The sequence below is a fragment of the Bacillus vallismortis genome (assembly GCF_004116955.1).
In the GTDB taxonomy this organism is placed as follows: domain Bacteria; phylum Bacillota; class Bacilli; order Bacillales; family Bacillaceae; genus Bacillus; species Bacillus vallismortis.
Genome location: NZ_CP026362.1, coordinates 1,742,244 through 1,754,639, shown reverse-complemented (window position 1 = coordinate 1,754,639; position 12,396 = coordinate 1,742,244). Strand labels below are relative to the sequence as shown.

Genomic DNA, 12,396 nt, shown 5'->3' with positions numbered 1-12,396 from the left:
GTCTTTGAATAGGAGGAACAAATTTGATTAAACGATATACGTGTCAAAATGGTGTAAGAGTTGTGCTGGAAAATAACCCGACAGTCCGTTCTGTTGCGATTGGCGTGTGGATCGGCACAGGTTCGCGGCATGAAACACCGGAGATAAACGGGATTTCTCACTTTTTAGAGCATATGTTCTTTAAAGGGACGAGCACAAGATCTGCACGTGAGATAGCAGAATCTTTTGATCGTATTGGCGGTCAGGTCAATGCGTTTACCTCAAAGGAATATACGTGCTACTATGCAAAAGTGCTTGACGAGCATGCGAATTACGCGCTGGACGTATTAGCAGATATGTTCTTTCATTCAACGTTTGATGAAAACGAGCTGAAAAAAGAAAAAAATGTAGTATATGAAGAGATTAAAATGTACGAAGATGCGCCGGACGATATTGTGCATGATTTACTGAGCAAAGCCACTTACGGCAATCATTCTTTAGGCTATCCGATTCTAGGCACAGAAGAAACGCTTGATTCCTTCAACGGTGATTCTCTCAGACAATACATGCATGATTATTATACACCGGACCGAGTGGTGATTTCGGTAGCGGGCAATATATCTGAAAGCTTTATCAAAGATGTAGAAAAATGGTTCGGATCATACGAAGCGAAAGGCAAAGCGACAGGCCTTGCGATGCCTGAGTTCTACACGGAAAAACTGACGAGAAAAAAAGAAACAGAGCAGGCTCATTTATGCCTTGGTTTTAAAGGCCTAGAGGTTGGCCATGAGAGCATTTATGATTTAATCGTCCTGAATAATGTGCTCGGAGGCAGCATGAGCAGCCGGCTGTTTCAAGATGTCCGCGAAGATAAAGGGCTCGCTTATTCTGTTTACAGCTATCACAGCTCTTATGAGGACAGCGGAATGCTTACCATTTACGGCGGGACCGGTGCAAATCAGCTTCATCAGCTGTCAGAAACCATTCAAGAAACCCTTGCCACATTAAAACGCGAGGGGATTACCTCGAAAGAGCTGGAAAACAGCAAAGAGCAAATGAAAGGAAGCTTGATGCTGAGCTTAGAAAGCACAAACAGCAAAATGAGCCGAAATGGGAAAAATGAACTGCTGCTTGGCAAACATAAAACATTAGATGAAATCATCAAGGAATTAAACGCCGTGAACTTAGAGCGGGTGAACGGTCTTGCCAGACAGTTATTTACTGAAGACTATGCATTGGCGCTCATCAGCCCTTCCGGCAATATACCGTCTTAACAAGGAAAAGCCTGCACCATAACGGAGCAGGCTTTTCAGCAAATGGATAAATCCTCGCATTCGTTGTCATGCCTACGCGCGGCGCTCACGAATGAGAACATTTGCTCCGCTCCAATGCGCCTTTCCTAGTTTTCCATTTTCAATCACGCTGAAAAAATGCAACCCTAAAACTAAAAGGGTTTGAGGATCTTGTCAACAACTGAAATGCCTGCCGTTTAACCTGAGCAGGCATTTTTCCCCCCCTTTAATCATACATAGTACAAGGGGGTGACAGACATGCGGCTCAGTGAATTATCAGGGAAGGAAATTGTAGACATCAAGAGAGCTGAACGGCTGGGAGTGCTAGGCCAGACAGATTTAGAAATTAATGAACAGGATGGACAGATTACGGCACTTCTCATTCCGACAGTTAAGTGGTTTGGTTTGAGAAAACAAGGCCATGGCATTCGTGTCCCCTGGCATCATATTCAAAAAATCGGCTCCGATATGATTATATTAGACGTACCTGAGGAAATATCTCCTCGGCAAGAGTGAATGAAAAAGCCAAAAGAATGTAGAGCGCGCCCTAAAGTAAACTGATGAAACACCGGCTTCGGCAGCCGGTGTTTTTTTTGTGTGAAAAAAGCGCGTTTTAATTCACCGGTCCTTCCTTTCCATCATAAGATGAAGGGGAGCTTAACAACTAGAGATCCAGTATATACAAAGAAGGTGAACGTTTAACATGTTAACCGGATTGAAAATTGCAGTTATCGGCGGTGACGCAAGACAGCTCGAAATTATAAGAAAGCTCATTGAACAGCAGGCTGATATTTATCTTGTTGGTTTTGACCAATTGGATCACGGTTTTACTGGAGCAGTAAAATGCTATATTGATGAAATTCCTTTTCAGCAAATTGACAGTGTTATTCTCCCAGTATCAGCAACAACAGGAGAAGGTGTCGTATCGACTGTATTTTCGAATGAAGAGGTTGTGTTAAAACAGGAGCATCTCGACAAAACGCCTGCACACTGCATCATTTTTTCAGGAATTTCTAACGCCTATTTAGAAAGCATTGCAGCTCAAGCAAACAGAAAACTTGTTAAGCTGTTTGAGCGGGATGACATTGCGATATACAATTCTATTCCGACAGTAGAAGGAACGATTATGCTGGCTATTCAGCACACGGATTATACGATACACGGATCTCAGGTGGCCGTTCTCGGCCTGGGGCGCACCGGGATGACGATTGCCCGTACATTTGCCGCGCTCGGAGCGAACGTAAAAGTGGGGGCAAGAAGTTCAGCGCATCTGGCGCGTATTACTGAAATGGGACTCGTTCCTTTTCATACCGATGAGCTGAAAGAACATGTGAAAGATATAGATATTTGTATTAATACAATACCGAGTATGATTTTAAATCAAAAGGTGCTTTCTAGCATGACACCAAAAACCTTAATATTGGATCTGGCCTCACGTCCCGGAGGCACGGATTTCAAATATGCCGAAAAACAGGGAATTAAAGCACTTCTTGCCCCTGGTCTTCCAGGAATTGTCGCTCCTAAAACAGCTGGGCAAATCCTCGCGAACGTCTTGAGCAAGCTATTGGCTGACATACAAGCTGAGGAGGGGAAATAAGCATGTCGTCATTAAAAGGAAAAAGAATCGGGTTTGGACTCACGGGATCACACTGCACATATGAAGCGGTTTTTCCGCAAATCGAGGCGCTGGTCAACGAAGGGGCGGAAGTCCGGCCGGTTGTCACGTTTAATGTAAAATCCACCAATACCCGATTTGGCGAAGGAGCGGAATGGGTTCGTAAAATAGAAGACCTGACCGGATATGAGGCCATCGATTCGATTGTAAAGGCTGAGCCCCTTGGACCGAAGCTGCCCCTTGACTGCATGGTCATTGCTCCCTTAACCGGAAACTCAATGAGCAAGTTTGCAAATGCCATGACAGACAGTCCGGTGCTGATGGCGGCAAAAGCGACAATCCGGAACAATCGGCCGGTCGTTCTTGGCATCTCGACAAATGATGCTCTCGGTTTAAACGGAACAAACTTAATGAGGCTCATGTCAACAAAAAACATCTATTTTATTCCATTTGGGCAAGATGATCCATTTCAAAAACCGAATTCAATGGTAGCCAAAATGGACCTGCTTCCGCAAACCATTGAAAAGGCGCTTATGCATCAACAGCTTCAGCCGGTCCTGGTTGAGAATTATCAGGGAAATGACTAAATTTACAGAAAATCTTACCCAAACTAAAAAATTCGGTCATCACCCGCATATTCTATGGTAAAATAAAACGTAAAATCATAGTCAAATCAATTCAATGAGGCTGATTGGCGGAAGGAGTTTTACAGATGGGAAGAGGTTTACACGTAGCTGTTGTCGGAGCGACAGGGGCTGTAGGACAACAAATGCTGAAAACACTTGAAGACAGAAACTTTGAAATGGACACACTTACATTGCTATCTTCAAAACGCTCTGCGGGGACAAAAGTCACGTTTAAAGGCGAAGAGCTGACTGTTCAGGAAGCTACTCCTGAGAGCTTTGAAGGGATAAATATTGCTTTGTTCAGCGCCGGTGGAAGCGTATCACAGGCATTGGCACCAGAAGCTGTAAAACGCGGCGCTATTTGTATCGATAATACGAGTGCGTTCCGTATGGACGAAAATACACCGCTTGTTGTGCCTGAAGTGAACGAGGCAGACTTGCGTGAACACAACGGAATCATTGCCAATCCGAACTGCTCTACAATCCAAATGGTTGCGGCCCTTGAACCAATCCGCAAAGCATACGGTTTAAACAAAGTCATCGTATCAACGTACCAGGCGGTATCAGGAGCAGGAAATGAAGCTGTAAAAGAGCTTTACAGCCAAACACAGGCGATTTTAGACCAAGAAGAAATTGAGCCTGCGATCATGCCTGTAAAAGGTGACAAAAAGCACTATCAAATCGCCTTCAACGCGATTCCGCAAATTGATAAATTCCAAGATAACGGCTATACGTTTGAGGAAATGAAAATGATAAATGAAACGAAAAAAATCATGCACATGCCTGACCTTCAAGTAGCGGCTACATGTGTGAGACTGCCAATTCAAACTGGGCACTCAGAGTCCGTCTACATCGAGGTAGACCGTGATGACGCTACGGTTGAAGATATTAAAAATCTTTTAAAAGACGCTCCAGGCGTGACGCTTCAGGACGACCCAAGCCAACAGCTTTATCCGATGCCTGCTGATGCCGTCGGCAAAAATGATGTGTTTGTTGGCCGCGTTCGCAAAGACTTGGACAGAGCAAACGGTTTTCATTTATGGGTTGTTTCTGATAACCTGTTAAAAGGCGCGGCATGGAACTCTGTTCAGATTGCAGAAAGCCTGAAAAAACTAAACCTCGTATAAAAGATTGAATTTCCCAAAGACGAATAGAAGAGAGTAAGGCGCTATCAGCCTGCTCTCTTCTGTTACGTCCGAATAATTTGGAGTGAAAACAGTGAAGATAATTGTTCAAAAGTTCGGCGGAACATCTGTAAAAGATGATAAAGGCCGGAAACTGGCTTTAGAGCATATTAAAGAAGCAATCAGTGAAGGATATAAGGTTGTCGTTATCGTTTCAGCGATGGGCCGGAAAGGAGACCCATACGCAACGGATTCTTTGCTTGGGCTGCTTTACGGCGATCAGTCAGCGATTTCTCCGAGAGAGCAGGATTTGCTTTTATCATGCGGAGAAACCATTTCCTCTGTCGTCTTTACAAGCATGCTGCTTGATAGCGGTGTGAATGCAGCTGCGCTGACAGGGGCTCAGGCTGGCTTTTTAACGAATGATCAGCATACCAATGCAAAAATCCTTGAAATGAGACCGGAGCGTTTATTCAGTGTGCTCGCGAATCATGACGCTGTAGTCGTCGCAGGGTTCCAGGGCGCAACTGAAAAGGGTGATACAACTACGATCGGCAGAGGGGGCAGCGATACGTCCGCAGCCGCACTCGGCGCAGCGGTTGACGCGGAATACATCGATATTTTCACCGATGTAGAAGGTGTGATGACTGCTGACCCAAGAGTAGTAGAAAATGCGAAACCGCTTCCTGTCGTGACGTATACGGAAATTTGCAACCTGGCGTATCAAGGGGCAAAGGTCATTCATCCGCGGGCCGTGGAGATTGCGATGCAGGCCAAGGTTCCGATCCGCGTCCGTTCGACTTATTCAAAAGATAAAGGCACACTGGTGACATCACATCACTCTTCCAAAGTCGGAAGCGATGTTTTTGAAAGGCTAATTACGGGAATTGCCCATGTCAAAGATGTCACGCAGTTCAAAGTGCCAGCGAAAATCGGCCAGTATAACGTTCAGACTGAAGTGTTCAAGGCGATGGCGAATGCGGGAATCAGTGTCGATTTCTTCAACATTACACCTAGTGAAATCGTATATACGGTGGCCGGGAATAAAACAGAAACAGCTCAGCGCATTTTAATGGATATGGGCTATGATCCGATGGTTACGAGAAATTGCGCGAAGGTATCGGCAGTCGGAGCTGGCATTATGGGTGTTCCTGGTGTCACGTCAAAAATTGTTTCGGCTCTTTCAGATAAAGAAATTCCGATTCTTCAATCGGCTGACAGCCATACGACGATATGGGTGCTTGTCCATGAAGCCGATTTAGTTCCTGCTGTAAACGCTTTGCATGAAGTGTTTGAACTTTCCAAGTAAATGTGATTGAATCATGATGAGGTGAATAAAATGAATTTCGGAAATGTGTCTACAGCGATGATTACACCCTTTGACAATAAAGGGAACGTAGACTTTCAAAAACTGTCTACACTGATTGATTACTTGTTAAAAAACGGAACGGATTCTTTAGTAGTGGCGGGAACAACTGGGGAGTCGCCAACCCTTTCCACTGAAGAAAAAATTGCGCTTTTTGAATATACGGTAAAAGAAGTAAACGGACGGGTGCCGGTTATCGCGGGTACTGGAAGCAACAACACGAAAGATTCCATTAAGCTGACAAAAAAAGCTGAAGAAGCTGGCGTTGACGCGGTCATGCTCGTTACGCCGTATTACAATAAACCTTCTCAAGAAGGGATGTACCAGCATTTTAAAGCAATTGCGGCAGAAACGTCTCTTCCTGTCATGCTGTATAATGTGCCGGGCCGCACAGTCGCTTCCCTCGCTCCGGAAACAACGATTCGTTTGGCGTCAGACATTCCGAATGTTGTTGCGATTAAAGAAGCGAGCGGAGACCTCGAAGCGATTACGAAAATTGTTGCGGAAACGCCGGAAGACTTTTCTGTCTATTCAGGGGATGACGCCTTGACGCTTCCTATTCTCTCAGTCGGAGGAAGAGGAGTAGTGTCAGTCGCGAGCCATATTGCAGGCTCTGATATGCAGCAAATGATCAAAAATTATACGAATGGGCAAACAGCTAATGCGGCACTGATCCATCAGAAACTGCTGCCGATTATGAAGGAACTGTTTAAAGCGCCTAACCCGGCTCCTGTCAAAACAGCGCTTCAGCTGAGAGGCCTTGATGTCGGATCAGTGCGGCTTCCTCTTATTCCGCTAAGCGAAGATGAACGGCTGAGCTTAAGCAGCACGATCAGCGAACTGTAAGAAAAATTCATACAGTGGAACAAACGCGGTCATTCTCACATTTAGCTGAGTTTGACCGTTTCTTATACATATTGGTTTTCCCTAAACCTTCTGCTTTATCTTGTTTTCTAAATTTACTTTCAGTTATAATAGGAACAAGTGATGATGGACGGGTATGAGACTAGGAGGATATAGATTTTGAAAAAGAAAAATACAGAAAACGTTAGAATTATCGCCCTTGGCGGTGTCGGAGAAATTGGGAAGAACCTTTATGTCATCGAAATTGACTCAGACATATTTGTCGTTGATGCCGGCCTTATGCATCCAGAAAACGAAATGCTCGGTATTGATGTAGTGATTCCTGACATATCATATTTGATTGAACGGGCTGACCGTGTCAAGGCCATCTTTTTAACACATGGGCATGATGAAAATATCGGCGGCGTTTTTTACTTATTAAACAAGCTGTCCGTTCCAGTGTATGGAACAAAACTGACGCTTGCGCTATTAAGAGAAAAGTTAAAACAATACGGACATAACCGAAAATCTGATTTAAGAGAAATTCACTCCAAATCTGTCATTACATTTGAATCGACTAAAGTATCGTTCTTTAGAACAATTCACAGCATCCCTGATTCAGTAGGTGTGAGTTTTAAAACATCACTTGGATCTATTGTATGCACGGGCGACTTCAAATTTGACCAAACACCTGCACTTAATCAAATCTGCGACATTGGCGAAATCGCCAAGATCGGAAATAGCGGCGTGCTCGCCCTGCTATCTGACAGTGCAAATGCGGAACGTCCGGGACATACACCTTCGGAAGCAGCTGTCAGCGGAGAAATTTCGGACGCGCTGTATAATTCAGAGAACCGGGTCATTGTTGCTGTTTTCGCATCTAATATTAACCGGATCCAGCAAGTCATTCATGCAGCGTCTCAAAATGGAAGAAAGATTGCCATCGCCGGAAAAAATCTTCAATCTATCTTGCAGCTGGCAAGAAAGCTCGGCTATATTGAAGCGGATGATGAATTGTTTATTTCTGTGCAGGATGTTAAAAAATATCCGAAGCGTGAAGTGGCCATTATTACTGCCGGCAGCCAAGGTGAACCGTTAGCTGCCCTGACAAGAATGGCAAACAAGGCTCACAAACAGCTGAATATTGAAGAAGGGGATACCGTTGTCATTGCGTCCACACCAATCCCTGGACAGGAACTCATTTATTCGAAAACAGTAGATCTTCTTGCGAGAGCCGGAGCGCAAGTCATCTTTGCCCAAAAGCGTGTCCATGTTTCTGGCCACGGCTCACAAGAAGAGTTAAAGCTGATGATCAATCTGCTTAAACCAACTTATTTAATTCCTGTAAACGGTGAATACAGAATGCAAAAAGCTCATTCGAAAATCGCTGAAGAAACCGGCATGAAGCGCAGTGACATCTTCTTAATTGAAAAAGGAGACGTCGTTGAATTTCGCGGCCAGAACGTAAAAATTGGGGATAAAGTTCCGTATGGCAATGTTTTAATTGATGGTTTAGGTGTCGGCGATATCGGAAACATCGTACTGAGAGACCGCCGCTTGCTTTCACAGGACGGAATCTTAATCGTTGTCATTACACTTGATAAACAAAAGAAACATCTTGTATCAGGACCAGAAATTATCACACGCGGTTTTGTTTATGTAAGAGAGTCTGAAGGCCTTATCGTACAGGCTACTGAACTTGTCCGTTCCATCGTGACAGAAGCGACTGAAACATCAAATGTTGAATGGTCAACGCTGAAGCAAGCGATGCGGGATGCTTTGAACCAATTCCTATATGAAAAAACGAAACGTAAACCGATGATCATCCCAATTATTATGGAAGTATAATGTCAGACGAAAGACCGGAGTTGCTCCGGTCTTTATTTTTTGCCTTGTAAACCGGGGATTGAATGTAGTGACTTTGTTCATAATACAAAGAGAAACTCGGAAAGGGTGAAAAGCGAATGGATCATCGTATGGAAAACACAGAAGAAGAGCGTCCTGAAAAAAATGATGCGAAGGACAGTATTATGAATAAAATACAGCAGCTTGGTGAAACGGCGCTCCCCCAGCTGCCTCAAGATACAAATATTCATTGTCTGACCATTATCGGACAAATAGAAGGCCATGTTCAGCTTCCTCCGCAAAACAAAACAACCAAATATGAGCATGTGATCCCGCAGATTGTCGCAATTGAACAGAATCCCAAAATTGAAGGCCTGCTGATTATATTAAATACTGTCGGAGGAGATGTTGAAGCGGGTCTTGCAATAGCAGAAATGCTCGCATCTTTATCAAAACCGACCGTTTCCATTGTGCTTGGCGGAGGACATTCCATCGGCGTTCCGATTGCCGTATCCTGTGATTACAGCTATATCGCTGAAACAGCAACAATGACCATTCATCCGGTTCGGCTGACCGGATTGGTAATCGGTGTGCCGCAAACGTTTGAATACCTGGACAAAATGCAAGAAAGAGTTGTTAATTTTGTGACTAGCCATTCCAATATAACCGAAGAGAAGTTTAAAGAGCTGATGTTTTCAAAAGGAAATTTAACACGCGACATCGGAACAAATGTTGTGGGAAAGGATGCAGTTGAATACGGATTAATCGATCACGCAGGCGGTGTCGGGCAGGCGATCAATAAACTGAATGAGCTCATTGAGGAAGCAAGGGAAGAAGAAGGACGGATGATTCAATGATACTGTATACCGTGATGCCGCAGGAAATTGTGTTTGCAGAACAGAACCAAGAGACAAACATACACGAGCAGATTGAGTATAAAGGTGTGCCGCTTCTTGTCGAGATGCAAGGCAATGAAGCGGAAGTCATTCAAATCATGAGCACAAATCCAATGCATTTTCTGCACCCAGACATTTCTCCGGGACAAAAGCTGAAATTAAACGTATAAGATTCCAACCCTTTTTTAAGGGCAAAATATGCTATAATAGGGGAATCCTACAGAAAAAACGCAGCCTGTAAACGGCTGCTTTCTTCATTATGTATGAACTTACATTTTTTAACGCAGTAAGGTGATGAGTGTGGCAAAGAAAAAACGAAAATCAAGAAAAAAACAGGCGAAACAGCTCAATATAAAATACGAACTAAACGGATTGCTGTGTATCGCCATTTCCATTATCGCGATTCTGCAGCTGGGGGTAGTCGGGCAAACCTTTATCTATTTGTTCCGCTTTTTTGCTGGAGAATGGTTTATTTTATGCTTGTTAGGCTTATTGGTCTTAGGAGTCTCGCTGTTTTGGAAGAAGAAAACGCCAAGCCTATTAACGAGACGAAAGGCCGGATTGTATTGTATTATCGCAAGCATATTGCTGCTTTCTCACGTGCAGCTGTTTAAAAACTTGACGCACAAGGGGTCGATTGAGTCCGCAAGCGTGGTGCGCAACACGTGGGAATTGTTTTTGATGGATATGAATGGCAGCTCCGCTTCACCTGATTTAGGCGGAGGGATGATCGGAGCGTTGCTGTTTGCGGCTTCACACTTTTTATTTGCGTCAACCGGTTCTCAGATTATGGCGATTGTCATGATTTTAATCGGAATGATTTTAGTCACGGGACGATCTCTTCAAGAAACGCTGAAAAAGTGGATGAGCCCGATTGGCCGCTTTATAAAAGAGCAATGGTTTGCATTTATTGAAGATATGAAATCCGTCAAAACAAATATGAAGTCATCGAAAAAAACAAAAGCTCCTAGCAAAAAGCAAAAGCGGGTCCGCAATAAACAGCAAATGGAACAAGAGCCTTCTGATGATGAGGAGGACCCGGAAACGGAAACGGTATCGCCTCTCATTCATTCAGAGCCGATTATCTCAAGCTTTTCAGATCGTAACGAAGATGAAGATTCTTCAGTCGTAGAACAACGCGCTGAACCTGTATCAGAGCCGCTTCAGGACATCCAAACGGAGACAGGTGACCAAGAGGCTGTTTCCGCTCCCGCAATGACCTTTACGGAGCTTGAAAATAAAGATTACGAAATGCCGTCACTGGATTTACTGGCCGATCCAAAGCATACCGGCCAGCAGGCTGACAAAAAGAATATTTATGAAAATGCAAGAAAGCTCGAACGCACCTTCCAAAGCTTTGGGGTAAAGGCGAAAGTCACGCAGGTTCATCTCGGTCCGGCGGTAACAAAATATGAGGTATATCCTGATGTCGGAGTGAAGGTTAGCAAAATTGTCAATTTAAGTGATGATTTAGCGCTTGCACTTGCTGCGAAGGATATCAGGATAGAGGCGCCTATACCAGGGAAATCAGCGATTGGAATTGAGGTTCCGAACGCAGAAGTGGCGATGGTATCGCTGAAGGAAGTGCTGGAGTCTAAATTGAATGACAGGCCTGATGCAAAGCTGCTAATCGGACTCGGCCGCAATATTTCAGGTGAAGCTGTACTGGCGGAGTTAAACAAGATGCCTCACCTTTTAGTCGCAGGCGCAACCGGAAGCGGGAAGAGTGTTTGTGTCAATGGCATTATTACGAGTATTTTGATGCGCGCGAAACCGCATGAAGTGAAAATGATGATGATTGATCCTAAAATGGTAGAGCTGAATGTCTACAACGGGATTCCGCATCTGCTTGCACCAGTCGTAACCGATCCGAAAAAAGCGTCACAGGCATTGAAAAAGGTTGTCAATGAAATGGAGCGGCGTTACGAATTATTTTCTCATACAGGTACAAGAAATATTGAAGGATACAATGATTATATAAAACGCTCTAACAATGAAGAAGAAGCGAAGCAGCCGGAGCTGCCCTATATCGTAGTCATTGTGGACGAGCTTGCCGACCTCATGATGGTCGCTTCATCTGATGTGGAAGATTCAATTACAAGGTTGTCTCAAATGGCGCGTGCTGCCGGCATCCACCTCATTATTGCAACACAGCGGCCGTCGGTTGACGTTATCACTGGGGTTATTAAAGCGAATATTCCGTCACGAATCGCGTTTAGCGTATCTTCACAGACGGATTCAAGGACGATTCTTGACATGGGTGGTGCTGAGAAGCTGCTAGGCCGCGGCGATATGCTGTTTCTGCCTGTCGGGGCTAATAAACCTGTCCGTGTACAGGGGGCATTTTTGTCGGATGACGAAGTGGAGAAGATCGTCGACCATGTGATTACGCAGCAGAAAGCGCAATATCAGGAGGAAATGATTCCTGAGGAGACAACGGAAACCCATTCCGAGGTGACCGATGAACTTTATGATGAAGCTGTTGAATTAATCGTCGGCATGCAGACGGCATCTGTTTCAATGCTGCAAAGAAGATTTAGAATCGGTTATACGAGAGCGGCCCGCCTCATTGACGCAATGGAGGAACGAGGCGTTGTCGGGCCATATGAAGGCAGCAAACCGAGGGAAGTTCTATTATCCAAAGAGAAATATGATGAACTCTCTTCTTAATGAAGGGAGTTCCGTTTTCTTTGGTCACCGATAATAACATTATGTAAACTAAAACCTTTCTATTTATTTTTTCGACAAAACATGATATAGTTGTCCCAATTGTTCAATAATTTTTATCGAAAGTGGTTTACGGAGGGAAA

General features: G+C 44.3%; 11 protein-coding genes. All 11 read left to right on the top strand.

The annotated features are described in order from the left end of the window. Window positions 1-23 precede the first annotated feature (23 nt). The 11 genes from BV11031_RS09595 to spoIIIE all read left to right on the top strand — a co-directional run bounded on the left by BV11031_RS09595 (window position 24) and on the right by spoIIIE (window position 12,256). Window positions 24-1,253, top strand: coding sequence for a M16 family metallopeptidase (locus BV11031_RS09595; protein WP_010327999.1), 1,230 nt, complete (start codon window positions 24-26; stop codon window positions 1,251-1,253). A gap of 276 nt (window positions 1,254-1,529) precedes the next feature. Further along, complete coding sequence (locus tag BV11031_RS09590; RefSeq protein ID WP_010327998.1) at window positions 1,530-1,787, top strand: YlmC/YmxH family sporulation protein; 258 nt, start codon at window positions 1,530-1,532, stop codon at window positions 1,785-1,787. A gap of 187 nt (window positions 1,788-1,974) precedes the next feature. Continuing rightward, window positions 1,975-2,868 (top strand): dipicolinic acid synthetase subunit A, encoded by an 894-nt coding sequence (dpaA, locus tag BV11031_RS09585; protein ID WP_010327997.1) that lies wholly within the window; start codon window positions 1,975-1,977, stop codon window positions 2,866-2,868. Window positions 2,869-2,870: 2 nt separating this feature from the next. Further along, on the top strand, window positions 2,871-3,473 hold the full coding sequence (dpaB, locus tag BV11031_RS09580; RefSeq protein ID WP_010327996.1) for a dipicolinate synthase subunit B: 603 nt from the start codon (window positions 2,871-2,873) through the stop codon (window positions 3,471-3,473). A 125-nt stretch (window positions 3,474-3,598) separates the two neighbouring features. Continuing rightward, complete coding sequence (gene asd / locus BV11031_RS09575; RefSeq protein ID WP_010327995.1) at window positions 3,599-4,639, top strand: aspartate-semialdehyde dehydrogenase; 1,041 nt, start codon at window positions 3,599-3,601, stop codon at window positions 4,637-4,639. Window positions 4,640-4,730: 91 nt separating this feature from the next. Beyond that, window positions 4,731-5,945 carry an aspartate kinase gene (gene dapG, locus BV11031_RS09570; protein WP_010327994.1) on the top strand — a complete coding sequence of 405 codons (1,215 nt, stop codon included), beginning with the start codon at window positions 4,731-4,733 and terminating at the stop codon, window positions 5,943-5,945. A 30-nt stretch (window positions 5,946-5,975) separates the two neighbouring features. Next, window positions 5,976-6,848 (top strand): 4-hydroxy-tetrahydrodipicolinate synthase, encoded by an 873-nt coding sequence (gene dapA / locus BV11031_RS09565; protein WP_010327993.1) that lies wholly within the window; start codon window positions 5,976-5,978, stop codon window positions 6,846-6,848. Between the two features lie 177 nt (window positions 6,849-7,025). Further along, window positions 7,026-8,693, top strand: a complete 1,668-nt coding sequence (gene rnjB, locus BV11031_RS09560) for a ribonuclease J2 (protein ID WP_010327992.1) — start codon at window positions 7,026-7,028, stop codon at window positions 8,691-8,693. A gap of 116 nt (window positions 8,694-8,809) precedes the next feature. After that, window positions 8,810-9,547 carry a translocation-enhancing protein TepA gene (tepA, locus tag BV11031_RS09555; protein WP_010327991.1) on the top strand — a complete coding sequence of 246 codons (738 nt, stop codon included), beginning with the start codon at window positions 8,810-8,812 and terminating at the stop codon, window positions 9,545-9,547. Next, complete coding sequence (locus BV11031_RS09550) at window positions 9,544-9,756, top strand: YlzJ-like family protein (RefSeq protein ID WP_010327990.1); 213 nt, start codon at window positions 9,544-9,546, stop codon at window positions 9,754-9,756. Before tepA ends, BV11031_RS09550 begins: the two co-directional genes overlap by 4 nt. 130 nt (window positions 9,757-9,886) lie before the next feature. After that, entirely contained in the window at window positions 9,887-12,256 is a 2,370-nt protein-coding gene (spoIIIE, locus tag BV11031_RS09545; RefSeq protein ID WP_129550747.1) for a DNA translocase SpoIIIE, read from the top strand. Window positions 12,257-12,396: the final 140 nt, after the last annotated feature.

Bases quoted from the DNA above. Each gene is read 5' to 3' on its own strand.
- dpaB (WP_010327996.1), top strand. From the start codon at position 2,871: ATGTCGTCATTAAAAGGAAAAAGAATCGGGTTTGGACTCACGGGATCA.
- asd (WP_010327995.1), top strand. From the start codon at position 3,599: ATGGGAAGAGGTTTACACGTAGCTGTTGTCGGAGCGACAGGGGCTGTA.
- BV11031_RS09590 (WP_010327998.1), top strand. From the start codon at position 1,530: ATGCGGCTCAGTGAATTATCAGGGAAGGAAATTGTAGACATCAAGAGA.
- BV11031_RS09550 (WP_010327990.1), top strand. From the start codon at position 9,544: ATGATACTGTATACCGTGATGCCGCAGGAAATTGTGTTTGCAGAACAG.
- dpaA (WP_010327997.1), top strand. From the start codon at position 1,975: ATGTTAACCGGATTGAAAATTGCAGTTATCGGCGGTGACGCAAGACAG.
- dapA (WP_010327993.1), top strand. From the start codon at position 5,976: ATGAATTTCGGAAATGTGTCTACAGCGATGATTACACCCTTTGACAAT.
- tepA (WP_010327991.1), top strand. From the start codon at position 8,810: ATGGATCATCGTATGGAAAACACAGAAGAAGAGCGTCCTGAAAAAAAT.